Source organism: Brevibacterium sediminis (assembly GCF_024895295.1).
Classification (GTDB): domain Bacteria; phylum Actinomycetota; class Actinomycetes; order Actinomycetales; family Brevibacteriaceae; genus Brevibacterium; species Brevibacterium sediminis.
The window spans coordinates 128,175-153,101 of sequence record NZ_JAHQRN010000004.1 but is presented as its reverse complement, the minus strand read 5'-3'; the positions used below and the strand labels follow the sequence as shown (position 1 = coordinate 153,101).

At 66.6% G+C, this 24,927-nt stretch carries 22 protein-coding genes; 9 read left to right on the top strand and 13 right to left on the bottom strand.

What is annotated here, in order from left to right:
- Positions 1–4: 4 nt before the first annotated feature.
- Positions 5–1,447, bottom strand: coding sequence for an NADP-dependent phosphogluconate dehydrogenase (gene gnd / locus KTJ89_RS10640; RefSeq protein ID WP_259357712.1), 1,443 nt, complete (start codon positions 1,445–1,447; stop codon positions 5–7).
- 125 nt (positions 1,448–1,572) lie between these two features.
- Here gnd and KTJ89_RS10635 point away from each other — a divergent pair, with 125 nt between their 5' ends.
- The gene (locus KTJ89_RS10635) at positions 1,573–2,085 is read left to right on the top strand and encodes a gluconokinase (RefSeq protein WP_229664230.1); all 513 of its coding nucleotides are present in this window, start codon (positions 1,573–1,575) and stop codon (positions 2,083–2,085) included.
- Positions 2,086–2,135: 50 nt separating this feature from the next.
- Entirely contained in the window at positions 2,136–3,539 is a 1,404-nt protein-coding gene (locus tag KTJ89_RS10630; protein ID WP_259357711.1) for a GntP family permease, read from the top strand.
- 62 nt (positions 3,540–3,601) lie between these two features.
- Here the strand turns inward: KTJ89_RS10630 and KTJ89_RS10625 are convergent, their stop codons facing one another.
- Genes KTJ89_RS10625 through rsmA form a run of 3 tightly spaced genes read right to left on the bottom strand, consistent with a single transcriptional unit; the run spans position 3,602 to position 6,269 of the window.
- The gene (locus tag KTJ89_RS10625) at positions 3,602–4,375 is read right to left on the bottom strand and encodes a FadR/GntR family transcriptional regulator (protein WP_259357710.1); all 774 of its coding nucleotides are present in this window, start codon (positions 4,373–4,375) and stop codon (positions 3,602–3,604) included.
- 2 nt (positions 4,376–4,377) lie between these two features.
- The gene (locus KTJ89_RS10620) at positions 4,378–5,325 is read right to left on the bottom strand and encodes a 4-(cytidine 5'-diphospho)-2-C-methyl-D-erythritol kinase (RefSeq protein ID WP_259357709.1); all 948 of its coding nucleotides are present in this window, start codon (positions 5,323–5,325) and stop codon (positions 4,378–4,380) included.
- Positions 5,322–6,269: a 16S rRNA (adenine(1518)-N(6)/adenine(1519)-N(6))-dimethyltransferase RsmA gene (gene rsmA, locus KTJ89_RS10615; protein WP_259357708.1), complete on the bottom strand. Its 948-nt coding sequence runs from the start codon at positions 6,267–6,269 to the stop codon at positions 5,322–5,324. The genes KTJ89_RS10620 and rsmA overlap by 4 nt, the downstream gene beginning before the upstream one ends.
- 116 nt (positions 6,270–6,385) lie before the next feature.
- On the opposite strand from rsmA, the gene KTJ89_RS10610 reads away from it, so the two are divergent.
- The 3 genes from KTJ89_RS10610 (at position 6,386) to KTJ89_RS19255 (ending at position 9,770) form a co-directional block, all read left to right on the top strand.
- On the top strand, positions 6,386–7,603 hold the full coding sequence (locus KTJ89_RS10610; RefSeq protein WP_259357707.1) for a class I SAM-dependent methyltransferase: 1,218 nt from the start codon (positions 6,386–6,388) through the stop codon (positions 7,601–7,603).
- Positions 7,604–7,650: 47 nt separating this feature from the next.
- Entirely contained in the window at positions 7,651–8,484 is an 834-nt protein-coding gene (locus KTJ89_RS10605) for a sulfurtransferase (protein ID WP_259357706.1), read from the top strand.
- A gap of 383 nt (positions 8,485–8,867) precedes the next feature.
- Positions 8,868–9,770: a C40 family peptidase gene (locus tag KTJ89_RS19255; RefSeq protein WP_310650285.1), complete on the top strand. Its 903-nt coding sequence runs from the start codon at positions 8,868–8,870 to the stop codon at positions 9,768–9,770.
- Between the two features lie 127 nt (positions 9,771–9,897).
- Here the strand turns inward: KTJ89_RS19255 and KTJ89_RS10595 are convergent, their stop codons facing one another.
- From KTJ89_RS10595 to KTJ89_RS10575, 5 genes are all read right to left on the bottom strand, one after another.
- On the bottom strand, positions 9,898–11,535 hold the full coding sequence (locus KTJ89_RS10595; RefSeq protein WP_259357705.1) for a glycoside hydrolase family 3 N-terminal domain-containing protein: 1,638 nt from the start codon (positions 11,533–11,535) through the stop codon (positions 9,898–9,900).
- A gap of 38 nt (positions 11,536–11,573) precedes the next feature.
- Complete coding sequence (locus KTJ89_RS10590; protein WP_259357704.1) at positions 11,574–13,088, bottom strand: mannitol dehydrogenase family protein; 1,515 nt, start codon at positions 13,086–13,088, stop codon at positions 11,574–11,576.
- Positions 13,085–14,038: a carbohydrate ABC transporter permease gene (locus KTJ89_RS10585; RefSeq protein ID WP_259357703.1), complete on the bottom strand. Its 954-nt coding sequence runs from the start codon at positions 14,036–14,038 to the stop codon at positions 13,085–13,087. Before KTJ89_RS10585 ends, KTJ89_RS10590 begins: the two co-directional genes overlap by 4 nt.
- Entirely contained in the window at positions 14,035–14,976 is a 942-nt protein-coding gene (locus KTJ89_RS10580) for a carbohydrate ABC transporter permease (RefSeq protein WP_259357702.1), read from the bottom strand. Before KTJ89_RS10580 ends, KTJ89_RS10585 begins: the two co-directional genes overlap by 4 nt.
- A gap of 94 nt (positions 14,977–15,070) precedes the next feature.
- Positions 15,071–16,429 carry an ABC transporter substrate-binding protein gene (locus KTJ89_RS10575; protein WP_259357701.1) on the bottom strand — a complete coding sequence of 453 codons (1,359 nt, stop codon included), beginning with the start codon at positions 16,427–16,429 and terminating at the stop codon, positions 15,071–15,073.
- 130 nt (positions 16,430–16,559) lie between these two features.
- Between KTJ89_RS10575 and KTJ89_RS10570 the strand changes: the two genes are divergently transcribed.
- From KTJ89_RS10570 to KTJ89_RS10555, 4 genes are all read left to right on the top strand, one after another.
- Entirely contained in the window at positions 16,560–17,573 is a 1,014-nt protein-coding gene (locus tag KTJ89_RS10570; protein ID WP_259357700.1) for a sugar-binding domain-containing protein, read from the top strand.
- On the top strand, positions 17,570–19,225 hold the full coding sequence (locus tag KTJ89_RS10565; RefSeq protein ID WP_259357699.1) for a xylulokinase: 1,656 nt from the start codon (positions 17,570–17,572) through the stop codon (positions 19,223–19,225). The genes KTJ89_RS10570 and KTJ89_RS10565 overlap by 4 nt, the downstream gene beginning before the upstream one ends.
- Before the next feature lie 5 nt (positions 19,226–19,230).
- Positions 19,231–20,328, top strand: a complete 1,098-nt coding sequence (locus tag KTJ89_RS10560; protein WP_259357698.1) for an ABC transporter ATP-binding protein — start codon at positions 19,231–19,233, stop codon at positions 20,326–20,328.
- 147 nt (positions 20,329–20,475) lie between these two features.
- A complete protein-coding gene (locus tag KTJ89_RS10555) occupies positions 20,476–21,603 on the top strand; it encodes a glutamate--cysteine ligase (protein WP_259357697.1) in 1,128 nt (375 codons plus the stop codon).
- 162 nt (positions 21,604–21,765) lie between these two features.
- On the opposite strand, the gene KTJ89_RS10550 is transcribed toward KTJ89_RS10555, so the two are convergent.
- The 4 genes from KTJ89_RS10550 to KTJ89_RS10535 are packed head-to-tail and all read right to left on the bottom strand — an operon-like array spanning position 21,766 to position 24,887.
- On the bottom strand, positions 21,766–22,329 hold the full coding sequence (locus tag KTJ89_RS10550) for an NUDIX domain-containing protein (RefSeq protein ID WP_259357696.1): 564 nt from the start codon (positions 22,327–22,329) through the stop codon (positions 21,766–21,768).
- On the bottom strand, positions 22,307–23,386 hold the full coding sequence (gene tsaD / locus KTJ89_RS10545; protein ID WP_259357695.1) for a tRNA (adenosine(37)-N6)-threonylcarbamoyltransferase complex transferase subunit TsaD: 1,080 nt from the start codon (positions 23,384–23,386) through the stop codon (positions 22,307–22,309). Before tsaD ends, KTJ89_RS10550 begins: the two co-directional genes overlap by 23 nt.
- Positions 23,383–23,943, bottom strand: coding sequence for an SRPBCC family protein (locus KTJ89_RS10540; RefSeq protein WP_259357694.1), 561 nt, complete (start codon positions 23,941–23,943; stop codon positions 23,383–23,385). Before KTJ89_RS10540 ends, tsaD begins: the two co-directional genes overlap by 4 nt.
- Positions 23,940–24,887, bottom strand: a complete 948-nt coding sequence (locus tag KTJ89_RS10535; protein ID WP_259357693.1) for an aldo/keto reductase — start codon at positions 24,885–24,887, stop codon at positions 23,940–23,942. Before KTJ89_RS10535 ends, KTJ89_RS10540 begins: the two co-directional genes overlap by 4 nt.
- Positions 24,888–24,927: the final 40 nt, after the last annotated feature.

The following is a 24,927-nucleotide window of genomic DNA, read 5'->3' as shown; positions in this document are numbered from 1 at the left end:
ACGATCAGACTTCGACTTCGCCCCGATCCCCCGACCACAGGGTATGGAAAGTCCCGGGACGGTCGGTGCGTGCGTAGGTGTGCGAACCGAAGCGATCGCGTTGGGCTTGGATGAGGGCGGCACTGCCCGCCTCGGTGCGCAGTCCGTCGAAGTAGGCCAGCGTCGAGGACAGTCCCGGCACGGCGATTCCGTGACCGATGGCCTCGACCACGGTCGCCCGCAGGGATTCCTGGCAGCGGTCGGCGACCTCGCGGACGAAGTCGGCGGCGAGCAGGTTCTCAGGCGGAGTCGGTAGGTCGAAGGCCTCGACGATTCGATCGAGCAGGCGGGCCCTGATGATGCACCCGGCCCGCCAGATTCCGGCGAGCGCCCCGAGGTCGATGTCCCATCCGTGTTCGGCCGCCCCTACCGCGATCTCGTGGAAGCCCTGGACATAGGCCATCACCTTGCCCAGCAGCAGGGCCTTGCCGATCTCCTCGATGCGCGCCGCACGCTCGTCCGGAGACAACGACGACGATCCGGCGACGGGACAGGGACCGGCCAAGCGGAGTCCCTGAGCGCGCAGATCGACCGCGGATGACAGCGAACGGGAGAAGACCGCCTCGGCGATGGTGGGCACCGGAACCCCGAGATCGAGTCCGACCTGCGCCGTCCACGCACCCGTGCCCTTGGCCTTCGCGGCGTCGGCGACAATGTCGACGAACGGCCGGCCCGTCGCCTCATCGACATGGGCGAGGACGTCGGCGGTGATCTCGATGAGGTAGGACTCGAGCTCTCCGATGTTCCAGTCGGCGAAGACCTCGGCGATCTCGGGCGGTGTCATGCCCAGGCCGTCACGCAGGAGGGTGAAGGCCTCGCTGATGAGCTGCATATCGGCGTACTCGATGCCGTTGTGGACCATCTTGACGAAGTGCCCGGCCCCGTCGGTGCCGATGTGATCGACGCAGGCCCCGTCGCCGGCCTTCGCCGCGATGGGGTCGAGCAGCGGACGCAGGCGCTGCCATGCGGTCTCCGATCCGCCGACCATGAGGGAAGGCCCGAGCAGGGCGCCGACCTCTCCCCCGGAGATGCCGACCCCGGCGAACTCGATGCCGGTGCCCTCGAGTCGGGCCCCGCGGGCGATCGTGTCCCGGAAGTGGGAGTTGCCGCCGTCGACGATGATGTCTCCGGGGGCGAACGCCTCGGCGAGATCGCCGATCGCCGCATCCGTGGCGCCTCCGGCATTGACCATGAGGATCGCCACTCGTGGTTGGTTGAGCTTCCCGGCCAGGTCGGTCGGGTCGGCGGCGACGAGGAAGTCCGCCTCCGGGAAGTCCTGCGCCAGGTTCTGGGCGCGCTCGACGTCGCGGTCGTAGACGGCCACTCGGCGGCCCGACTCACGGGCGAGGTTGCGGGCGAGATTCGACCCCATCACGCCGGTTCCGATCACCGCGACATCGGCCTTCATGAGCATCCTTCTTCCCTGTGATCAGCAGTGTTGACAGTCGCTTCCCACCAGCACTACGGTGCAATAAATCTGTTTTAATAACTGATTATAGATATTTCTTCATATTTTATCGAGAGGTTTCGGTTATGGGTCACAGCCCTTTCCTTCCACCGCTCGTCATCATGGGTGTCTCGGGAACCGGCAAAACCGTCCTCGGCGCGCAGGTGGCGCACGCCCTCGACCGTCGATTCGTCGACGCCGACGATCTGCACTCCGCGGCGAACAAAGCGAAGATGAGTTCCGGGGTGCCGCTCACGGATGAGGATCGCTCCCCCTGGCTCAACAGCGTCGCCGTCGAGGCCGCCCGCACCCCGGCCCCGGTCATCGCGTGCTCCGCGCTCAAGCGCACCTACCGTGACCTGCTGCGCAGGTCGGCACCCTCACTCGTCTTCATCCACCTCGACGGTCCTCGCGAGGTCATCGCCGACCATCTGGCCCGCCGCGACCACGAGTTCATGTCTCCCGATCTGCTCGATTCGCAGCTGGCCACCCTCGAACCGCTCGCTGCCGAGGAAGCTCACGCCACCGTCGACGTCGACCGGTCGATTCCCGAGGTCCTGAATGCGATCCTCGAATCCGTAAAGCGGCTGAACGCATGATCGTCCCGTCCACCGTCCGCCCATCCATCTGACCTCAAGGAAGAGGAACAATGACCGAACTCGAATTGGCCTGGACCCTGCCGACTCCGGCCCTGCTGGGAATCGCAGCCGCGGCGATCGCCGTGCTGCTCCTGCTCATCATCAAGGCACGCGTCCACGCCTTCATCGCCCTCGTCATCGTCTCAGTGATCACAGCACTGGCCGCCGGCATCATGCCCGGCGACCTCATCGACGTCCTCTACGACGGCTTCGGATCCACCCTGGCCAGTGTGGCTCTGCTCGTCGGACTCGGTGCGATGCTCGGGCGGATGCTCGAACTCTCCGGCGGCGCCGAGGTGCTCACCGACGCCCTCATCCGCCTCTTCGGTGAGAAGCGCGCACCCTTCGCGCTCGGCGTGACCTCGCTGCTCTTCGGCTTCCCGATCTTCTTCGACGCCGGCCTCGTCGTCATGCTGCCGATCATCTTCACGATCGCGCGCCGCCTCGGCGGGTCTCTGCTGCTCTACGCGATGCCTGCGGCCATGGCATTCTCCGCCATGCACATCTTCGTACCCCCGCACCCCGGCCCTGTCGCAGCCTCCGGACTGCTCGGCGCGAACGTCGGCCTCGTCCTCATCTGCGGAATCATCATCGCCATCCCTTCCTGGTACCTCACCGGGTATCTGTTCGGGCTCATCATCGGCAAACGCATCGACATCCCGGTCCCGACGGTCCTTTCGGCCGGGAAGGACGACAACTTCAAAGATTTCGCCTCGCGCCCGAAGCTCGGCCACGTCATCTTCCTCCTCGTCCTGCCTCTCGTGCTCATCTTCCTCAACACCGGGCTGAACTTCGCCGGTGAAGCAGGGTGGGTCGATATCGAATCGGTGGGCATCAGCTCCCTGCGCCTACTGGGTGAAACCCCGATCGCCCTGCTCATCACCGTCGTCATCGCCATGTGGCTGCTCGGTTGGAAGCAGAAGAAGGACCAATCTCTCATCGAGACCGTCGTCGACTCCGCGCTCGGCCCGGTGTGCTCGATCATCCTCATCACCGGTGCCGGCGGCATGTTCGGCGGAGTGCTGCGTGCCAGCGGCATCGGCGATTCCCTGGCCGATTCGCTGGCTGCCCTCGGCCTGCCCGTCATCGTCGCCGGCTTCGTCATCGCCGCGATCGTGCGCATCGCACAGGGTTCGGCGACGGTGGCCCTGACGACCGCGGCGGCGCTGGTCCAGCCGATCGTCGCCGGCAACCCGGACTTCTCGAGCCTGCAGGTCGTGGCGATCGTGCTGTCTCTGGCCGCCGGTTCGGTCTTCGCCAGCCACGTCAACGACTCCGGCTTCTGGCTGGTGTCCCGCTTCTTCGGCATGGATACGAAGACGACGCTGAAGACCTGGACCGTCGCCGAGACGCTGCTCGGCACCGTCGGATTCCTGCTCAGCCTCGCCCTCTACGGAGTCGTCAGCCTGTTCTGAAGCCGGTGCTCAGCCGCCCGGGCGCTTGGGTGCTCAGATGCCCGGGTGCCTCGGCACCCTCGTCAATTGTTGGGATGCCGGGGTTCGTCGGCCCAGACGCTGCCCATCTCCGCGTCGGCCTTGGCCACGATCTTCGCCATCGCGTCCTTCGCCCGGGCCGGGTCCTGCCCGCCGATGGCATCGGCGACGTCGAAATGCCATTGCAGGGCATCCGGGTGCGGGAACTTCGGCATCAGTCCCGCTCCGGTGCGGCCGGCGAGGATCTCGCCGATGACGGTGTCGAAGGCGGCGAAGAGCTCGTTGCCTCCGGCGCCGAGCACTGCCCGGTGGAATTCCACATCGGCTTCGAGGAACGCCTCGACATCGCCCTGCCTGCCCGAGGCTCGCATCCGAGCGGCCAGACCCATGATCTCCTCGGCGGCTTCTGCAGGGGCATACTGTGCGGCCAGTCCGGCCGCTTCGGGTTCGATGGCCACTCGCAGTTCCGTCAGCGACCGCAGCTGCCGCGCCGGCGCCTCGGTCATCCTCCAGCGGATGACGAGCGGGTCGAGCAGCATCCATTCGCTCATCGCGAGCACGACGAGGCCGACCCGACGGATCGGCTGCAGCATGCCCAATGATTCGAGGACTCGGACGACTTCGCGCACCACCGACAGCGACACATCGTAGCGGGCACGCAGATCTTCGGCCTTGATGATCGTCCCGGCGGCCAGCCGCCCGGAGACGATGTCCTGCCCGACCTGATCGCGCAGCGTTTCATGGAGGTTGCCGCGATTCTCCGGGCCCGATTTCGGACTGTCGGCCGCCTCGGCGGGGGTCTGGTTCTCCTCCCCCACGGTCAGCCGCCGTCCACGATATGCGCTCCGGGGGCGGGCCCGGTGGTGCGCAGTGCTTCGTTGACGCCGCGCGTAGCCTGCAGGAGCACAGCGAGGTCGAGGGCGTGGTGGGCGTCGCGGGCGAGGAAGCCGATCGTCGGCCCTGACCCGCTGAGCAGGGGCAGGACGGCGCCGGCGTCCCGGCCGGCCTCCATCACCTCGGCGATTTCGGGCATGAAGGACACGGCCGCCTCGGTGAGATCGTTCGCCGCGAATTCCGCGAGCGAGTCCGGTTCGCCGGCGGCGAGCGCCGTGAGCACCTGATCGGGGACGGTCGCGGGTGCCGGGTCGGGGTTGAGTTCGTCGAAGCGGGCGTAGACGTCCGGGGTGGGCAGGGGCGACGCCGAGGTGGCCATCACCCAGTGGAAGGTTCCGCGGGTGAGCACGGGGCTCAGCTTCTCCCCGCGACCGTGGCCGATAGCCGTGCCTCCGCGCAGGAGGAAAGCGACGTCGGCCCCGACGGCGACCGCGCATTGGTGGAGGATCGCCTCATCGACTCCGCCGACGAGGTGAGCGGCTCCGACGAGCGCGGCGGCCGCGTCGGCCGATCCCCCGCCCATTCCGCCGGCCACGGGCACCTGTTTGTCGATGACGATGTCGAGGTCGCGCAGCACATCGACATCCCGGTCGCCCTCGAGCGCGGCGATGAGGAGGTCGACGGCGCGTCTGGCGAAGTTCGATTCATCGCGTGGGACCTCGGCATCCGCGTAGTGGCCCTGGACGATGATCGTTCGTGTTCCGCCCGGAATGAGAGTGAGGGTCTCGCCGAGGTTGAGCGCTTGGAATACGGTCGCGAGTTCGTGATACCCGTTGTTCGCCGCACCCACACCGAGGTGGATGTTGATCTTCCCCGGCGCCTGCACTTTCACCGGGGCCGGGATCGTCATGCGCGGACGCAGCGGGACGGTCATGGTGAGGGATCCTCGGCGGGCGGGGCCGGTGCAGCGGCATCTCCGTTGGAGGCGCCACCGTCGTCGACGGCAACGGCGGCGAGGCGTTGGAAGTCGGCGACGGTGAGGGCCTCGCCGCGGGTCTTCGGGTCGATTCCGGCGACCGTCAGCAGGTCTTCGGACTGCTGGGGGCTGCCGGCCCATCCGGACAGGGCTGCGCGCAGGGTCTTGCGGCGCTGGGCGAAAGCGGCGTCGATGAGGGTGAAGAGGCGGCTGCGCACGGCCGGGTCGCGGTCGGTGCGGGTGACGTCGATGCGGACGAGTCCGGAGTCGATGTTCGGGGCCGGCCAGAACACGTTCTTGCCGATCTTGCCCGCCAGCTGCACGTCCCCGTACCACTGGGCTTTGACGCTGGGGACTCCGTAGGTGCGGGAGCCGGGGGCGGCGGCGAGCCGTTCGGCGACTTCGAGCTGGACCATGACGAGGACGGTTGTCAGGCTCGGGAAGGTCTCGAGGAAGTGCAGCAGCACGGGCACGGCCACGTTGTAGGGCAGGTTCGCCACGAGCGCATCGGGCTGGTTCTCGGCATCGGGCCGATCGTCCGCGGGTTCGGTGGTGTGCTGCGGCGTGGGCAGCGTCGTGACGCGCAGGGCGTCGGCGTTGACCAGGTGGAACGGGGCATCACTGCCGGCGAACCTGTCGACGGTGCTCGGCAGCTTCTGCGCGAGCAGTTCGTCGATCTCGACCGCGGTGACCCTGTGACCGGCTTCGAGCAGGCCGAGGGTGAGCGAACCGAGCCCCGGACCGATCTCGACGACGTTCGAGTTCTCTTCGAGACCTGCGGCGGTGACGATCGAGCGCACGGTATTGGGGTCGATGACGAAGTTCTGGCCCTTCTGCTTCGTCGGGCGCAGACCGATGTCAGCGGCTAATTCGCGGATATCGCGGGCGGTCAATAACGTCACAGCCAACAACTTACCGCAACGGTCGGCTCGCACAATCACCGCAGCGGCCCGGCGGTTCGGGTGGACCTCCTCGGCGCAGGGAATGACCTCACCGCGCAGACGATAGGGTGAAGCCTATGGATCCGCAGACACTGACCGAACTGCTCGACGTCGCCGTCCTCGAACGTCTTGACCGCCTCGACGCCCTCGAGGGCGATGAGCTCGCCCGGTCCACGGCCCTGCGCAAGGAGGGCTACTCCGCCGAGGTAACTGCGGCCCTGCTCACTCAGGCCCGGCTGCGTCAGGAGGCGGCAGCGAAGCTCGGCCCCTTCGCGGAGGACATGCTCTTCACTCGCGACGGACTGGCCCAGGCCACGCGGCTGCCGGTCGCCGCTCATCATGCGCGTCGCCTCATCGGCGACGTGGCCGAGGGTGAGTCCTTCCGCATCGCCGATCTCGGATGCGGGATCGGCGCGGACTCGGTCGCCTTCGCCGGAATGGGCGCGCAGGTCTCGGCTGTCGATGCCGACGAGGTCACCGCTGCCATCGCCGCCTTCAACCTCCGCCACCTGCCCGATGCGGCCGTCGAACATACTCGCGCCGAGGATGTCGACCTGGATGGATTCGATGCCCTCTGGTTCGATCCGGCCCGGCGGACCATCGGCAAGGCCGACAAACGCGGATCGACCTCCCGCATCACCGACCCCGAGGCCTTCTCCCCTTCTCTGTCATGGGTGATCGAGAAGGCGAGTACGGCGAAGGCGGCCGGGGTGAAGCTCGGCCCGGCGCTCGACCACGACCTCGTCCCCGAGGATGCCGAAGCCCAGTGGGTCTCCCATAACGGAGAGGTCGTCGAGGTCTGCCTCTACTTCGGTGCAGCCAGGCAACGCCCCGGCCGCGGAGCTCTCGTCATGGGCGAACGCACCCTCCTCGTCCATGAACACGATCTCCCTCTTGAGGACGAGTCGGGCATCGGGGAGCTCGGGAAGTATCTGCTCGAACCCGACGGTGCGATCGTGCGCGCCGGACTCGTCGCCGCATTGTGTGCACCGCTGCAGGCCCGCCGACTCCACCCGAAGATCGCGTATCTGACCACCGACGTCGAACCGAGCGGGCCGGCCTCCGCAGGCGTCACCTCCTACGAGGTCGTCGACGTGCTGCCCGCGAAGGTCCCGAGCCTGCGCAAGGAGCTCGTCTCCCGCGGAATCGGCTCGGTCGTGATCAAGAAACGCGGAGCCGACATCGTGCCCGACCAGGTCCGACGCCAACTCAAACTGCCCAAGGGAGACAAAGCCACGCTCGTATTCACCCGGCTCGGCGATAAGCACGTCGTGCTGCTCACGCAACCCGTGTGACCCCTTCAACCTGCCCATGAAGAAATCCGCCCGTGAAGGAGATCGAATTGTCCCGCTCCGACGTTCTCATCAGCGCCGATGAACTGCTCACCCGAATGGCCGACTCCCCAGCCCCGAGGCTGCTCGACGTCCGCTGGACCCTGCCGAAGCCCGATGGCCGCGAGGACTTCGCCGCCGGACACATCCCCGGTGCCGTCTATGTCGACCTCGACACGGAGCTCGCCGACCACGGCACCACCGATCCGACGGCCGGTCGTCACCCGCTGCCGAGCCCCGAAGCCTTTCAGGAGACGGTGCGCTCCTGGGGCATCGACGAAGGCACCGAGGTCGTGGTCTATGACGACAATTCCTCCCTCGGCGCAGCCCGGGCCTGGTGGCTGCTGCGCTGGGCGGGATTGAGCGCGCGAGTCCTCGACGGCGGGCTCGCAGCGTTCCGTGACGCCGGCGGGACTCTCGAGACCGGCGACTCCCCCGAGGTCGCACCGAGTGCCGTGGAGATCAGCCCGGGTCGACTGCCCGTCATCGATGCCGAGGCGGCAGCCGGTTTCGATGGAGTCCTGCTCGATGCCCGTGCCGGTGAGCGCTTCCGCGGAGAGACCGAACCGCTCGATCCGCAGGCCGGTCACATTCCCGGAGCGAAGAGCGCCCCGGCCACGGATAACGTTCCTGCGGGGACGTTCCTGCCCGAGGCGCTGCTGCGCGAACGCTTCGATGAACTGGGCGCCCTCGATGGTCCCGTCGGCGTGTACTGCGGTTCGGGAGTCACCGCCTGCCACAACGCTCTGGCGCTGGCGACCCTCGGCGTCGAGGCCAGCCTCTACCCCGCGAGCTGGTCCGGTTGGTCATCCGATCCCAACCGACCGGTCGAAACCGGCTCCTGACGCTCAGTCACCACCGGAGCCTGACGCTCAGTCACCACCGCACGCGCGCACCACCGCATCCGCGCGCAATAAAACGTCGACGGCATTCTTGGGTCGATCCACGGTGGTTTGGCCGCGAATAACGCCGCGGATCGACCCAAGAATCGCGTCTTGCGAATGTCACGAAACGTTATTCAAGGCTGAGACTGAGCGCTGAATCACAGTCGTAATCAGGCGGAACCACAGCCCACCACCAGCCATTCTTGTCCACATTGCACCTGTGACCTGGAATTATGCCCTCGAACCTGCCCAAGAATCCTTTTGTAACAAAAACGTGACAGAAGATCACGAATTCGTTACAGTGGAGGACATCGTCACACTCAGACAGGCAACGAGAGGAAATCGTGGCATCTAAGCAGCACGGCCGCCGCGCCGCGAACGCCAAGGCCAAGACACCACTGACCGAGCTGAGCGAACTGCTCGCAGCAAACTCCGGCGCATTCGGCCGCCGTGCCGCAGTCGTCGCCGCCAGCGGCGGACTGCTCACCGCAGCAGTCCTCCCCGCTGCCGGGCAGGGAGCCGACGACGAGGCGAAGGTCGCAGCCGAGTCCGAGAAGCAGGCGCCGGTCGAGTTCAAGAACCAGACACCGACCATCGATGCCGGCGGCGCGTCGAAGAAGGGTGATCAGGAAGCTGAAGTCACCGTCGACACGGACGTCGTCACCGCCGAGGCCGCGCCCAAGCCAAAGCCCAAACCGAAGCCGAAGCCCGAGCCGAAGGAAGAGCCGAAGACGACCGTCGCCGAGCCGGCTCCCGCTGAGGAGCCCGAAGATGAGCCGAGCGAGTCCTCGGACGATGACTCCGCCGGCACCAGCGATGAGGGTCCGGCCGATTCGGGCGAAGACAAAAGCAAGGACGACGGCGCGGACTCGGGCTCCAGCGACGTCAAGGTCCCGGACGGATCGAAGGCCGAGCAGGTCATCGCCATCGCGAAGCAGTACGTCGGCACGCCGTACGTGCTGGGCGGGACTTCGACCAGCGGCTGGGACTGCTCCGGCTACACCTCATTCGTCTACGGCAAGGTGGGCGTGAACCTGCCGCGCACGTCCGATGCGCAGAAGGGCGCCGGGCAGATCGTCTCGGCTTCCGAGGCGAAGGCCGGAGATATCATCTGGTCACCGGGCCACGTCGGCATCTACGCCGGTGACGGCATGATGTACGACGCTGGCAACACTCGAGTGAACACCAGCTACCGCAGCGTGGACTGGATGACCCAGCAGGGTGCTCAGTTCATCCGCGTGCTCTGATCTCCATTTAGAACTGAATAAATGAGGAATCCCCTCGTCGGCACAGTGCCGATGAGGGGATCTCTTATGTGCGCCGCTCGTTCGCGGCCTTGGCTCGTTCACGACCATGATCGCAGCTGACTAGTTGTCACCCGCATTCGGGAGCTTTGTCGCTGCCGTCGTATTCGGCAGGCAGCTGACCCGATGCCTCGAGGTCGCCTTTCAGCCACTTCACCACGGCCCGCAGTGCGTACGGGTTCGAATCGTACGCGGTCACGGCGGACTTCGCCGCGGTGCTGCGCATCGTCCACGGAGCAGCGGTGCCTACGGCCACCTCGGCGGAGGTCGACGGGCTCAGACTCACGGAGGTTCCACCGGATCCGACGGTGAGGTCCTCGGCCTCGGCTGCTTCCTTCAGTGCTGCCTTTTCCTTATCGCTGCCGCCGACGATCGAGATCGAATCGGTCCCGGTGAAGGAGCATTCGCCCTTGAGCACGGTCAGCGACTGATCGGCGACTTCGGTGAGGACCTTCTTCGGATCCTTCGCATCCGAGTCCCCGGCCTGCACGCTCTTCTGGGCTTCGGCGGTGGCCAGCTGGGCTGCGACGACGCGTTCGGACTTCTCGACGAGGTCCTTCTTCTCAAGCGTCCCGTCCCCCATCGCCTGGACGATCGCCTTCTGCGCGGCCGCCGAATCCGGGGGCATGAGCGCGATATCGGCTCCAGCAGCGAGCGCCTTGACGGTCTCTCCGCCCTTGAGGTTCTGCGGCACAGCCTTCATGTTCAGCGCATCCGTGGTGATGACACCGTCATAGTCGAGAGTCTCCCGCAGCGCCGAGTAGGCCTTCTTGTTCAGCGTCGCGGGCGTCGTCTTCGCATCGGGCAGCCCGATATGGCCCATCATCACCATCGGCACCCCGGCCTTGACCGCGGACTTGAACGGCAGGAGGTCCGTGTCCTCCATCTCCTCGATCGACTTCTCCGACACCGGCAGGCTCTCGTGCGAATCCACGCCGAGGCGGCCGTGCCCCGGGAAATGCTTCGCCGAGCTCGACACCCCACCTGACCGGTATCCCTCGACTGCGTCGGCGACGACCTCGGCGACATCCTCGTGGTCGGTGCCGCCCGAGCGGACGTTGATCGCCTTGTCCTTCGGCCCAACCGTGACGTCGGAGTCCGGAGCGAAGTCGATGGTGAAGCCCAAATCGGTGAGGTTCTGCCCCTGCACGGTCGTGGCGTCGGTGATGAGATCGGAATCCTCGGTCGCGGCCAGGCCCATGAGCGGCGGGAACGGCAGGGCTGCGGTGCCGAGGCGTGACACCGGTCCGCCTTCCTGATCCACGCCGATCGATACGGGCTGACCCTTCGACCGTGCCCCGGAGATCTGACCAGTCAGTTCCGTGACCTGGTCCTTCGTCGGGTTCTCGGCCAGGTTGTAGCCCATGACGATGACCCCGCCGAGGTGGTTCTGCTTGACCATGTCCACCGGGGTCTGCGTGTCGGTGCCTTCCCAGGTGCCGATGATGAGGGACCCGGCGAGTTCCTCGTCGGAGAAGTCTCCGACGATGTCCGCAGCCTCGTCCTTGAAGTCGGCTGGATCCGCGTCGGCGGGGTTGTCCAGGGACGATTCGGACTGGGCTTCAGACTGCGCTTGGGTCTCAGCACCGGAATCGGCGGAGGACTTCTGTCCGGCCGTGGAGGATTCGGGGGCTGACGCTCCGCCGGAACAGCCGACGAGCGCGAGAGTCGTGGTCAGGGCCAGGAGGCTCAGGCGAGAACGCAACATGTCTCCATGCTAGACGTTCCCGCCAGCTCAACGCCCGTTCAGAGTTCTTCGTGAGCGGCCAGACGGCGGGCGGTCTCCTTCGCTCCCCGTTCGTGCAGCGATGTCAGTGCCTTGAGATACGGTTCGGTGAACCTCGGCTCCTCGGCCAGCGGTCCGAAGAACTGTTCCTGCCGGACGAAAGCCAGCGGGTCCTCTGCCTGTGTCGCGGCCACTGCCTGCAGTTCGTCGGCATAGCGATCGACGATGGTGAACCGACCGCCGGATTCGTCGTGCCCTTCGGCATACCGGGCCCACGAGGCGCAGATCGCCGCGGCTACCTCGATCGGGTGGCCCGAGGCGAGGTTGTCCTTGACGACCGGCAGCAGCCATTTGGGGATCCGGTCGGACGACTCTGCGCCGAGGCGGGCGAGAGTGTCGCGGATCTCCGGGTTGCTGAAACGTTCGATGAGCGAGTCCTTATAGGCGTCCAGGTCGATTCCGGGCAGCGGTGCCAGACTCGGTGTGCCTTCCTCGTCCATGTATCGGCGCAGGTAGGCGGGGATGTCCGGGTTCGCCATCGCCTCATGGGCGAAGGTGTATCCGCCGAGGAGGCCGAAGTACGCGAGCCCCTGATGCCCGGAGTTGAGCAGGCGCAGCTTCATATGCTCATAGGGCTGAACGTCGTCGACGACCTGTACTCGAGCCTCTTCATAGGGAGGACGGCCGGAGGTGAAATCGTCCTCGAGCACCCACTGGAAGAAGGGCTCGGCGACGACCGGCCAGGCATCGGTGACTCCGGTGTCGGCCACCAGGTCGGCGCGGTCGCCGTCAGTGGTGGCCGGGGTGATGCGGTCGACCATCGAGTTCGGGAACGCCACGGACTCGGCGATCCACTCCGCGAGTTCGGCATCGACGAGGCGAGCGAAGGCAGAGAACATCTTCGCCGCCACATCGCCGTTCTCCGAGATGTTGTCGCACGACTGCACGGTGAACGGTGCGACTCCGGCCTCGCGCCGTGCCCGCAGAGCGGAGACGACATAGCCGAAGACGGTGGCCGGCAGCTCACCGGCCCGCAGCGCCTCGACATCGGCGGCGATCGTCGGCTCATCGGTGATGAACTCCCCGGTGACGGGGTTGACGTTGTATCCGCCCTCGGTGACGGTCAGGGAGACGATCCGGATCGTCTCATCGGTGAGCAGGTTAAGCAGTCCGGCAGGGTTATCGGGCCCGAATCGGTAGTCGATGATCGACCCGATCACCCGACGTTCCTTGGTTCCGTCGGCGTGTTTGAGAGTCAGCGTGTACAGGTGATCTTGGTCGGCGAGCGCATCGCGCATGGCCACGTCGTGGGGCAGCACTCCGGCTCCGACGATCCCCCAGTCGGAGGCGAGCCCAGCCCCGAGCAGATCGTCGAGGACCATCGCCATGTGCGCGCGGTGGAATCCGCCCACTCCGAAATGGACGATGCCGGGGCTCACGGCCGACCGATCATAGGTGGGGACGGCGATACCGTGGTCGGCCACCTCGGCGAGGTTCTGGGTATTGAGGGAAAGCGCGGTGGTCGGTGCGGTCATTTGACGGCTCCCATGGACAGGCCCTGGACGAGTTTGTCCTGGGCGGCGATTCCGGCCACGAGCACGGGCACGGAGATAATGAGCGAGGCCGCGCACACCTGCGACAGGAACAGACCCTGGGAGGTGACGAAGCTGGTGAGGAACACGGGTGCCGTCGATGCCGCCGTGGAGGTGAGCACGGTGGCGAAGAGGAGTTCGTTCCACGAGAAGATGAAGCAGATCAGTGCGGTCGCGGCCAGTCCGGGTGCGGTCAGCGGCAGCAGGATCTGGAGGAAGACGCGCGGCAGGCGGGCGCCGTCGAGTTCGGCGGCTTCGAGGACTTCGACGGGCACCTCGGCGAGGAAGGAGCGCATCATCCACACCGCGATCGGCATGTTCATCGCCGAGTAGATGATGATGAGCAGCAGCCAGGTGTCGAGGATGCCGAAGGATTTCGCGACGAGGTAGACGGGCAGGAGGCCCGCAACCATCGGCAGCATCTTCGTCGACAGGAGGAAGAACAGCACGTCCGACCAGCGTTCGATGCGGCGGATCGCCAGTGAGTACGCGGCCATCGTGGAGAGGACGAGGACGATGAGCGTCGAAACGATGGCGGCGACCGCGGAGTTGATGAGGAACGGCCAGGGGTTCGCGCCGTTGCCGCCGCCGAAGAAGTTGACGAAGGACTCCAGCGTCAGCGGGGCGAAGTAGCTGGGCGGATTCGTCGAGGCGTCGGTCTCCGCGTGCAGGCTGGTCAGCAGCATCCACAGCAGAGGTGAGACGAACAGGAGTCCGACGAACCAGGCCAACAGGCCGAGCAGGATCTTGCCCGCCCGCCCCTGGCCGGGCCGCCTCGGTGCGTTCGCCTTTCGCCGAGGCGGCTCTGCGGATCCGGGTCCGCCCGGTTCGGTCGGGGTGGGGGTCACCCCTGGTGCGGGGTGGGCATCCACGGTGAGGTCGGGGGTGCTCATGAGTTCTCCTCCTTGAGCAGGGTCGATGCGGTGCGCAGGGCGAAGGTCGCGGTGATGAGGGAGGCGATGACGACGATGACGCCGACGGCGGAGGCGACTCCGTAGTCCTGGGCGACGAAGAACTCCTGGTAGATGACGTACGGCAGGGTGGCGGTGCCGAGCCCTCCGGAGGTCATGGTGAAGACCATGTCGAAGTTCTGGACGATGTAGATGGTGCCCAGCAGTGCGGCGAGTTCGATGTATCGGCGCAGGTGGGGCAGGGTGATGAAGCGGAAGGTCTGCCAGGGTCCGGCGCCGTCGACGAGGGCCGCCTCGTAGACGTCCATGGGTCGTGACTGCAGTCCGGCGAGCATGATGAGCATCATGAACGGAGTCCACTGCCAGACGAGCACGACCCCGATGCCCAGCAGCGGGTTCGAGGTCATGAGGTCCGGTTGCGGGGCGTTTTCTCCGAACACGGTGGTCAGCAGCCCATTGATCAGCCCGTATGAAGGGTTGAAGATCGCGTGCTTGAACAGCAGCGCGGCGGCGACGGGGACGACGAGGAACGGCGTGATCATCAGGGTGCGGACGAAACCGCGGCCGATGAACTTCCGATCGAGCAGCAGGGCGATGCCCAGGCCCAGCAGAGCCGAGGCCAGCACGACGCCGACCGTGAGCCCGACGGTGACGATGACGGCCTTGAGCAGGTTCGCATCGGTGAAGACGGTGACGTAGTTCTGGACGGTGCCGAAGCTGATGTCATCAGGGTAGGCGGCGTTCCAGTTCATGAACGAGATGATGATCGTGATCGCGAACGGGATCTGGGTGACGAGGATGACGAAGATCAGCGCCGGCAGCATGGGCGCACGCTTGAGCCATCGGTCCTTGGCACGGGGTTTCGGCGGCGTGATCGGCTGCGATGCACGCTCGGCGGCTGGAGCTGACACTTCGAACATCCTTCGTCAGGCGGGTGGTGCGGTCAGGCGGTGGTGCGGATGGGGCCGGGGCCGCCTCGGGGAGGGTGACGATCACCCGCCCCGAGGCGCTCGGTCACTTCTTGTATTTGTCTCCGACCTTCTCGGCTTCCTTCTGGCCCTTCTTCAGGGCCGCATCGGCCGACGTCCGACCGGCGATGGCGGAGCTGACGTCTTCGGAGATGCCCGTGGCGAGGTCCGCGAATTCGGGGATCGTCACGAACTGGACTCCCAGTGTCGGCCGCGGCTGGACTCCGGGGCTGACCGGATCGGCCGAGTTGATGGCGTCCTCGGTCTGCTGGTAGAAGGGCTTCGCGGCCTTCTGGTACTCGGGGTTCTCATAGGTCGAGGTCCGCTTGCCGGCAGGCACGTGCTGCCAGCCGAGCTCCTCGGCGACGGTCTCCTCGTAGTCCTTCGACGAGGCCCAGGCGACGAACTGCTTCGCCGCGTCCTGGTTCTTGCCTGCGGCCTGGATGCCCCATGCCCAGGTGTAGAGCCAGGAGCTCGACTCCGTTTCCTTCACCGGTGCCGCGACGTAGCCGATCTTGCCCTTGACGGGAGAGTCATCGGCTTCGAGGGTTCCGGTGGCGGCCGTCGAGTCGTACCACATGGCGACCTTGCCCTGCTGCAGGTTCGTCAGGCACTCGGTGTAGCCGGCCTGCGGGGCTCCGGATTCGCCGTGGTCCTTGATGAGGTCGACGTAGAAGTTCGTGGCTTCCTTGAATTCCTTGGAATCGACCTGCGCGTTCCAGTCCTCGTCGAACCAGGTTCCGCCGAAGGTGTTGACCACGGTCGTCAGCGGAGCGAACATCTCGCCCCAGCCGGGCAGTCCGCGCAGGCAGATGCCCTTCGTGCCCTTCTCCGCACCGTCGACCTTCGCCGCGAGCTTAGCGACTTCGTCCCAGGTCGGATTCTCCGGCATCTCCACGCCGGCCTTGTCGAAGATGTCCGTGCGGTACATGAGGAACGAGCCCTCACCGTAGAACGGCTCACCGTAGACCTGGTCGTCGACCGTCATCGACTCGGCCATCGGGGCGAGGATGTCGTCCTGGTCGAAGCCCTCGGCATCGACGACGCCTTCGTCCATGGGGGTGAGCCACTTGTTCTTCGCGTAGGTCGGGATTTCGTAGTTCGACATCGAGGCGACGTCGTAGTTGCCGGCCTGAGCGGCGAACTCCTGGCCGATCTTCGCCCGCACCTCGTTCTCCGGCAGCACGGTGTAGTTGACCTTGATGCCCGTGTCCTTGGTGAAGTGGTCGGCTGTGAGCTTCTGCAGGTCCTGCATCTGCGGGTTGTTGACCATGAGGACGTTGACTTCGTCGCCGCCGCCCCCGGCCGAGCTGCCGCCGGCACCACCACAGCCGGACAATGCCAGTGCTCCGACCATGCCGATGGCCGCCCAAGTGGCTCTCCGGCCTGTGATCAGGTGTTTCATCGTTGCGCCTTCCCTCGTCCTTGCGGGATCGCAGCCCGCCGTCGGTTCGCTGCGAGAAAATCATATGAGCATCCGTGCTCATATGTGCAATACTGTGTCACGAACCAATCAGATGTGCAACACTTCACATATGAGCGAACACAGAGTCGTCGACGCCGAAGGGAGGACCATGTCCACGGTGCCCACCGCCCGCCACCGCCGCTTCCTCGCGCAGCTGGCCCGCGATCACTACCTCGAGGGGCGGTCCAAGGTCGAGATCGGCAAGGCGAACGGACTCAGCCGGTTCCAGGTCGCCCGCCTCCTCCAAGAGGCCGTCGACACCGGAGTCGTGACCATCACCATCGAAGCCGACGCCGGTGAAGCCGACGGTCTGGCCGAGCAGGTCGCCGCAGCGCTCGGCCTCGACTCGGTCGTCATCGTCGACATCCCCGACGAGACCCAGGCCTCCCAGCAGATGGGTCGGGCCGCGCTGTCGCTGGTCGGCCGCCACGCCCATGCGGGGATGCGCATCGGCCTGTCTTGGTCGCGCACCTTGGATTCCGCGGCCGCGTTCACTCCGGCCCTGCCCCGCTGCACGATCGTCCAGCTCGCCGGTGCGCTGCGCCTGGAATCGCATCGTCCCAGCTCGGAGATCTTCACCCGGCTGGGCCAGGATCCGGCGGTGAGCATGGTCCGTCTGCCCGCCCCGCTGCTCGTCACCGAGGCGGGAACCGCTGCTGACCTGCGGGCACTGCCCGAGATCTCCGGGACCCTGGCCGCCGCCGATGACCTCGATCTTGCCGTGGTCTCCGTGGCTTCCTGGGCCGAGGGCCTGTCCTCGGTGTGGGAGAAGTGCTCCCCCGCCCAGCGTCAGGCGGGCATCGACGACGGTGCCATCGCCGAGGTGTCCGGACGTCTCTTCGCCGCCGACGGATCCGATGTCACCACGATCGACGACCGCGTCATCGCCGTCACCCTCGATCAGCTCCGCCGGGCTGCGACGACCGTGGGAGTCGCCCGTGGAGCCGAGCGCGCCCGCGCAGTCCGTGCCGCCTGTGCCGCCGGGATCCTCGATATCGCGATCATCGACCGTGCGTTGGCCGATGAGATCCTCGCCGAGGCGGCCGCCCCCGGTGCTGCTCCAGCCGAGGAGGAGTTCCGATGAGTGCGAATCGCAGGTTCGTCGCCGGTGTCGACTCCTCGACCCAGAGCTGCAAGGTCGTCATCGCCGATCCGAACTCCGGTGACATCATCCGCACCGGTTCGGCCCCGCACCCTCCCGGCACCGAGGTCGACCCCGAAGCGTGGTGGACGGCTCTGCAGGAGGCGATCGCGGCAGCCGGCGGACTCGACGATGTCGCGGGTCTGAGCATCAGCGGTCAGCAGCATGGACTCGTCGCCCTCGACGCCGAGGGCCGGGTCATCCGCGATGCCCTGCTGTGGAACGATCTGCGCAGCAAGGCCGCGGCCAGAGACCTCATCGCCGAGGTCGGAGCCGCCGACTATGTCGCGCGCACCGGGGTCCTGCCCGTCGCCTCCTTCACCGCCGCCAAACTGCGGTGGCTGCGCGAGGCCGAACCGGACAATGCCGACCGGGTCGCCGCCGTCGCCCTGCCGCACGACTGGCTGAGCTGGCGCTTCCTCGGATACGGCCCCACCGACGCATCCGTCCGCGGTCCCGTGCTCGAGGCCTTGGTCACCGACGCGTCCGACGCCAGCGGCACCGCCTACTTCGACCCCTCCGCTTCTCGCTACGATCTCGATCTCTTCCGCATCGCCTTCGGTGCGTCCGCCCGTGAGGCAGCGGGCTTGCCGTGCGCCGCGGATACGGACGTGGAGGCGGATTCACCGAACGTGGGCGGGAACGGGCAAGCCGCCTCGGCGATCATCCTTCCCCGCGTCCTCGCCCCCGACGAGGCGGCCGGGCACAGCCCGGACGGAATCGTCGTGGGCCCCGGGGCCGGGGACAATGCCGCCGCGGCGCTGGGACTCGGGGTCACCTCGGGGGATCTCGTCATCTCGATCGGAACGTCCGGTACGGTCTTCGGCACCACCGACCTGCCCATCGCCGATTCGTCCGGCACGGTCGCCGGTTTCGCCTCTGCCGACGGCGGGCGCCTGCCGCTGGTCGCCACGCTCAATGCCGCCCGTGTCCTCGATTCGGCGGCGAAGCTGCTGCGGGTCAGCCACGACGAACTCGCGGCCCTGGCGCTGGCGTCCCGGCCGGGAGCGGACGGGCTCACGCTCGTCCCGTATTTCGAGGGCGAGCGCACCCCGAACCTGCCCGATGCCACCGCTCGGCTCGAGGGGATGACCCTGGCGAACTCCTCGGCGCAGAACGTCGCCCGCGCCTTCGTCGAAGGAATGCTGTGCGGTCTGGCGGACGGGCTCGACGCGGTGCAGGCGCAGGGTCTGGAGGCCGGACGGCTGCTGCTCATCGGCGGGGCGGCACGCAATCCTGCCGTCCGGGAGGTCGCCCGCGATATCTTCACCGTGCCCATCGACGTGCCCGAACAGGCCGAATACGTCGCCATCGGGGCGGCTCGGCAGGCGGCGTGGACACTCTCGGGGACCCTGCCGGACTGGACAGTCGAGCTCGTCGCCACCCTGCATCCGCGTCCATCGCGGGTGCGGCAGCAGTACCGGTCCTGTGCAGCGCAGACGGCTGCACAGCAGACGGCCAGTCTCGTCTCGCCGGGCCACACAACGCCGGAACCGACTTCGTCAGAACCCTCTATGTCCGAATGCTCATCGTCCGATCAATCACTGACCGATCACCGTGGATCTTCGGGTGCGCGCGCATCCGTGAAAGGTTGAGAACAATGGCCACAGTCACCTTCGACAAAGCACTTCGTCAATACCCCGAGGCACTCAAACCCTCCGTCGACGAGGTCAGCCTCGACATCGCCGACGGGGAGTTCCTCGTCCTCGTCGGCCCCTCGGGCTGCGGGAAGTCGACGACCCTGCGCATGCTCGCAGGGCTCGAACCCGTCGATTCCGGGCACATCCGCATCGGCGACCACGATGTCACAGACCTCTCCCCCAGGGAACGCGATATTGCGATGGTGTTCCAGAACTATGCGCTCTACCCGCATATGAGCGTGCGCGAGAACATGGCCTTTGCACTGAAGATCGCGGGAGTCGCCAAGCAGGAACGCGATCAGCGCGTCGAGGAAGCCGCCCGGCTGCTCGACCTGGAACCGTACCTCGACCGCAAGCCGAAGGCGCTGTCCGGTGGGCAGCGACAGCGAGTGGCGATGGGGCGTGCCATCGTCCGGTCCCCGCAGGTCTTCCTCATGGACGAGCCGCTGTCGAACCTCGATGCGAAGCTGCGGGTGCAGACCCGCGCGCAAATCGCATCGCTGACTCGCCGCCTCGGCGTCACCACCGTCTACGTCACCCACGATCAGGTGGAGGCGATGACGATGGGCGACCGGGTCGCGGTCCTCGCCGATGGCCGGCTGCAGCAGGTCGACACTCCGGCGAATCTCTACGACCGTCCGGCGAACCTCTTCGTCGCGGGCTTCATGGGCTCGCCGGCGATGAACCTCGTCGACGTGCCGGTCGAGGGCACGTCGCTGCGCCTCGGCGGTGTCGAACTGTCCCTGACTGCACAGCAGCGTGACCAGGTCACCGGTGAGACAATCACCGTCGGCATCCGTCCGGAGGATCTGCAGATCACCGAGACGCAAGGCCTCGAGGTCACCGTCGATCTCGTCGAGGAGCTCGGCGCCGATGCCTACGTCCACGGTCGAGCGGTCCTGGCCTCGGGCGAGAAGACAGTGGTGGCTCGCGTCGCCGGTCGGTCGACGATCCGCCGCGGGGACACCGTGCGCGTCGCTCCCGATACCGCGCGCCTGCACCTCTTCGACACCGATTCGGGCAGCCGATTGGCCGAGGACACACGCCGGGCCGCGTGACCGGCGGACCTCGTGACCGGCGCGCCGACGGAGGCGAGCGCACCGCGGGACGGCGGCGCCGCCTCGGCGGGGGAATGCGGGGCATCACACAGCTCGAAAGTCGCCGCTGAGTCAGGGGAATCGGGCGTGCGCGATTATGATCGGATCATGGTCGATTTCGCACGCTCTCCCCGCTCCACCCTCGGTGTCGAGTGGGAACTGGCTCTGCTGGATTCTCGCAGCCTGGATCTGACCCCGGCTGCCGAGACTCTGTTGGCCGATGTGGCCGAGCATGCGCCCGAGTACGAGAAGCACATCGTCGGAGAGATGCTGACGAACACCATCGAGCTCGTCACCGGCGTGCACAACCAGGTGTCGACCGTCGCCGAGGATCTGGCCACCTCGATCGGGGCGCTGCGGAAGCTGACCGAGGCACGCGGTGTCGAGCTCATGTCGGCGGGCACCCACCCGTTCGCGCAGTGGCAGTCGCAGGAGGTCCGCGCGAAAGACCGCTATCTCGAACTCGTCGATCGCACCCAGTGGTGGGGTCGGAACATGCTGATCTTCGGCGTCCATGTCCACGTCGGCATCGACTCGCGCGACAAGGTGCTGCCGATCGTCAACGCACTGCTCGCCTATGTCCCGCACCTGCAGGCACTGTCCGCGTCGTCTCCGTTCTGGGGCGGCACTGACACCGGCTATGCCTCGAACCGGGCGATGATGTTCCAGCAGCTGCCCACGGCCGGTCTGCCGTTCCAGTTCGATCAGTGGGCGGACTACGAGAAGTACGTCGACGATATGCTCACCACCGGGATCATCGACAACATCAACGAGATCCGCTGGGACATCCGGCCGGCCCCGCACTGGGGCACCGTCGAGGTCCGCGTCTGCGACGGACTGCCGACCCTCGAGGAGATCCTCGCGGTCACCGCGTTCATCCAGTGCCTCGTCGATGACATGTCCGAGCGCCTCGACGCCGGTGAGACCCTGCCGACGATGCCCGATTGGTTCCACAACGAGAACAAATGGCGCGCCGCCCGCTACGGCATGGACGCGATCATCATCGAGAACGCCGCAGCCGACGAGCGTCTCGTCACCGAGTGCCTGGCCGACGAGATCGAGCGCCTCTCGCCCGTCGCCGAACGCCTCGGCTGTGTCGACGAGCTGCACTCGATCACCTCGATCATCGAACGAGGCGTGCCCTACCAGCGCCTGCAGAAGGTCTTCGGGACCACGGGCTCGCTCACCGAGGTGACCCGCTCGCTCATCGGCGACCTCCGCAACTCCTACAGCTGAGGCGGCTCTTCCGGGTTCGATTGCGCCCACCCGCGGCCGCATCAGCCCCTCATGCGTCCTAGGGGTGGATCCACCACGATTCGCAAGGAGATTTCAAGACGGATCCACCCACAGGAGACACGTGGGCCCGCAGGCACAGCCCCAACGGCGAGCGAGCCGAGCTCACAGATGGGGTCGGAGCAGCTCCAAGAGCGTCGGCAGCGCGGAGGCGACTCCCGGGTGCAGTTCGTAGTCGTTGAGCTCGTCCAGCGGCACCCACGACAGCTGGATGCTCTCGGGGTCATTGATGACAGCGTCGAAGCGGCGCAGGGTCTTCGCGATCACCGTCGTGTACGACCAGGTGTCCAGGTCGAGGATGTGCGTCTCGAGGATCTCGATGCCCGATCCATCCTGGTCAGGCACCCCGGCCTCTTCCCAGGACTCCCGGACCGCGGCCTCGACCGCCGACTCGCCCATATCGCGGGCGCCGCCGGGGAATCCCCAAGTCCCACCTTCGACCGACCACAGCGCCCGGTGCTGCATGAGCACCCCGCGCTCGGGATCGACGAGCATGAGCCCCGCGGCCCCGTTGAGACCCCAATGCTTCTTCCCATCGGACCCATACGTCCACCCGTCACCCGATCGCCGAGGCGGCCGACCGGCAGGCAGACTCGTTGACTTCGCCGCCTGTGCGTTGCGTTCGGCGGCGCTGTTCGGGTCGTTCTCAGACGAGGACATGATCGACATCCAAAGAGGAGACGGCGGCGAAGGACAGGTCACTCGGTCCGATTCCGCGGGAGACGAGCTCCGCACCGAGAGCCGCGACCATGGCTCCGTTATCCGTGCACAGTTTCAACGGCGGCACCCGCAGAGTCACGCCCGCCTCGGCGCAGCGGTCAGCGAGCACTTCACGCAGGTGCGAGTTCGCGGCCACTCCCCCACCGAGCACGACATGATTGATTCCGGTATCGGCCGCAGCGAGCAGAGTCTTGGTCACAAGCACGTCGACGACAGCATCTTCGAACCCGGCGGCGATATCGGCCACACGCAGGTCCGCACCCAGAGTCTCCGCTTTCGTCACCTCGCGCAGTGCAGCGGTTTTGAGCCCGGAGAACGAGAAGTTATACCGGCGTTCGGGGTCCCGAAGGTCCTGTTTCTTCGCCAGTCCGCGCGGGAACTTCACTGCCTTCCGGTCACCGGGGATCCCGGTGCCGTCGAGCAGGCCGAGAGCAGCCTTCGAGATGTTCGGTCCGCCGGGATAGTTAAGCCCCAGCAGGCGCGCGGTCTTGTCGAAGGCCTCACCTGCGGCATCGTCGATGGTGGCGCCGAGGAGTTCGATGTCCTCGACGAGGTCGCCGATGCGCAGAATCTCGGTGTGCCCACCGGAGACGAGCAGGGCGATGGTGGGAGTGGTCAATCCGTCGACGTCCTCGGCGACGAGGTCGACGGCCACGTGAGCGGCCAGATGGTTCACTCCGTAGAGCGGTTTTCCCAGCGCCGCGGCAAGTCCTTTGGCCGCGCCGACCCCGACCATGAGTGCACCGGAGAGACCCGGTCCGGCGGTCACCGCGACGGCGTCGATATCGGACAGCTCCACCTCGGCGGTCTCACACGCCGAGGCGATGGCCGGGCCGATGGCCTGCACATGGGCGCGAGAGGCGACTTCGGGCACGACCCCGCCGAAGCGCACATGCTCGTCCATCGACGAGGACACGGTGTTCGTCAGCAGCGTGCGGCCGCGGACGATGCCGACCCCGGTTTCGTCGCACGAGGATTCGATGCCGAGGACGAGAGGCTCGCTCATGATCCGTCCTCCGGAGCGTCGGCAGACTCCGCGGCTTCGAGGTCGAGGTCGGAGTAGACGGCCACGAGTTCGGGCTCGGTCACCTCGGCGATGTCCATGCCGAGGGTGCGGGCGAACAGGCGCAGGTGCGTGTCCCACATCGGCCCCGCCTCGGCGGCCTGACCGCGGGCGGTCTCGGCATCAGGAGCGGTATGGGTGAGCACGAGCAGGGTCTCCTGACCGGTCTCCCCCTCGATCGGCAGCACGCGGAGGCCGAGCACGCCGAAGTCGTCGAGTTCGAGCAGCACGTGATCGAAGTCCTCACAGCTGAGGACAGATCCATTCAGATCGATGTCCTCGAGCGCGAACGTGATCGGCCGGGACGCGGGTGCGTCGGCGTCATCCCCCGCATCTGCCCCGGTTTCCTCGCCGAGGCGGAACGGCGCGAACCAGGCCCGTGCACTCTCAGCATCGGTCAGTGCGTTCCAGACCGTTTCGACGTCACGCTCGAGGAGCACCTCGATGACGAGATCGGTGCCGTTCTCCCAGGTGACCAGGCGCGGGCTGGTCCCACTCATGCTTCCACCCAAGCTCCGTCGAGGGCCGCCTTCTCATCAGGACTCAGCTGCATCTCAGTTCCGACGAGCAGCTCGGTGAGCTGTTCGGGCACGCGCGCCGAGGCGATCGTCGAGGGGATGAAATCGTGAGTGAGCTGCCACGCGATGGCCGTGGCCGTCATCGACGCTCCGTGGTCGGCGGCGACATCGTGAAGGACTTCGAGGGCGCCGAGGGCCTTCTGGTCATCGACGAAATCGGCGACACGGTCACCGCGGACGCTGCCGGTGGCGTCGCCGCCGGTGTGCTTGCCGGTGAGGAAACCGGAGGCCAGTGAGTGGAACGGCAGTTCGGCGATGCCCTCAGAACGCAGGTACGCCTGCTTCTGCGGATCGACGGCGGCGCGGGAGACGAGGTTGAACCGGTCCTGGACGACTCGGTAGCAGGCAAGCGAGAACTTCGTCGAGATCTTCCGGGCTTTCTGCAGTCGCTCGAGGCTGAAGTTCGATGCCCCGAGGTAGCTGACCTTGCCGGAGCGGACGAGCGCGTCGAACGTCTCGGCGACGGCGACCTGATCGACGTCGTCATCGTCTCTGTGGGCATAGTAGACATCGATGTGGTCGGTGCCGAGCCGGCGCAGCGAGTCGTCGACGGCGATGCGGATATTCGCCGGGTCGAGGCCCTTGCGCTTGGGATGCATGCCGACCTTGGTGGCGATGACCATCTCGTCGCGGTTGCCGCGAGCCTTCATCCATTCGCCGATGATCGTCTCGGACTCTCCGCCCGAGTTCCCCTCGACCCAGGCCGAATACGCATCGGCGGTGTCGATGAAGTTTCCGCCGGCCTCGGCGTAAGCGTCGAGGACAGCGAAGCTCTGATCCCGATCCGCGCCCCAGCCGAAGGGGTTGCCACCCAGCTGAAGAGGGTGAACGAAGAGATCGGTATCTGCCAATTGCACACGTGTCATACCCTCCAGACTACCCTCCGAAGCATTCCGGTCAGGGCTC

What these genes read in the sequence shown, in the direction of transcription:
- gnd (WP_259357712.1), bottom strand. Translation starts at nt 1,447, where the DNA reads ATGAAGGCCGATGTCGCGGTGATCGGAACCGGCGTGATGGGGTCGAAT.
- KTJ89_RS10635 (WP_229664230.1), top strand. Translation starts at nt 1,573, where the DNA reads ATGGGTCACAGCCCTTTCCTTCCACCGCTCGTCATCATGGGTGTCTCG.
- KTJ89_RS10630 (WP_259357711.1), top strand. Translation starts at nt 2,136, where the DNA reads ATGACCGAACTCGAATTGGCCTGGACCCTGCCGACTCCGGCCCTGCTG.
- KTJ89_RS10620 (WP_259357709.1), bottom strand. Translation starts at nt 5,325, where the DNA reads ATGACCGTCCCGCTGCGTCCGCGCATGACGATCCCGGCCCCGGTGAAA.
- KTJ89_RS10610 (WP_259357707.1), top strand. Translation starts at nt 6,386, where the DNA reads ATGGATCCGCAGACACTGACCGAACTGCTCGACGTCGCCGTCCTCGAA.
- KTJ89_RS10595 (WP_259357705.1), bottom strand. Translation starts at nt 11,535, where the DNA reads ATGTTGCGTTCTCGCCTGAGCCTCCTGGCCCTGACCACGACTCTCGCG.
- KTJ89_RS10590 (WP_259357704.1), bottom strand. Translation starts at nt 13,088, where the DNA reads ATGACCGCACCGACCACCGCGCTTTCCCTCAATACCCAGAACCTCGCC.
- KTJ89_RS10585 (WP_259357703.1), bottom strand. Translation starts at nt 14,038, where the DNA reads ATGAGCACCCCCGACCTCACCGTGGATGCCCACCCCGCACCAGGGGTG.
- KTJ89_RS10580 (WP_259357702.1), bottom strand. Translation starts at nt 14,976, where the DNA reads ATGTTCGAAGTGTCAGCTCCAGCCGCCGAGCGTGCATCGCAGCCGATC.
- KTJ89_RS10575 (WP_259357701.1), bottom strand. Translation starts at nt 16,429, where the DNA reads ATGAAACACCTGATCACAGGCCGGAGAGCCACTTGGGCGGCCATCGGC.
- KTJ89_RS10570 (WP_259357700.1), top strand. Translation starts at nt 16,560, where the DNA reads ATGAGCGAACACAGAGTCGTCGACGCCGAAGGGAGGACCATGTCCACG.
- KTJ89_RS10565 (WP_259357699.1), top strand. Translation starts at nt 17,570, where the DNA reads ATGAGTGCGAATCGCAGGTTCGTCGCCGGTGTCGACTCCTCGACCCAG.
- KTJ89_RS10560 (WP_259357698.1), top strand. Translation starts at nt 19,231, where the DNA reads ATGGCCACAGTCACCTTCGACAAAGCACTTCGTCAATACCCCGAGGCA.
- KTJ89_RS10555 (WP_259357697.1), top strand. Translation starts at nt 20,476, where the DNA reads ATGGTCGATTTCGCACGCTCTCCCCGCTCCACCCTCGGTGTCGAGTGG.
- KTJ89_RS10550 (WP_259357696.1), bottom strand. Translation starts at nt 22,329, where the DNA reads ATGTCGATCATGTCCTCGTCTGAGAACGACCCGAACAGCGCCGCCGAA.
- tsaD (WP_259357695.1), bottom strand. Translation starts at nt 23,386, where the DNA reads ATGAGCGAGCCTCTCGTCCTCGGCATCGAATCCTCGTGCGACGAAACC.
- KTJ89_RS10540 (WP_259357694.1), bottom strand. Translation starts at nt 23,943, where the DNA reads ATGAGTGGGACCAGCCCGCGCCTGGTCACCTGGGAGAACGGCACCGAT.
- KTJ89_RS10535 (WP_259357693.1), bottom strand. Translation starts at nt 24,887, where the DNA reads ATGACACGTGTGCAATTGGCAGATACCGATCTCTTCGTTCACCCTCTT.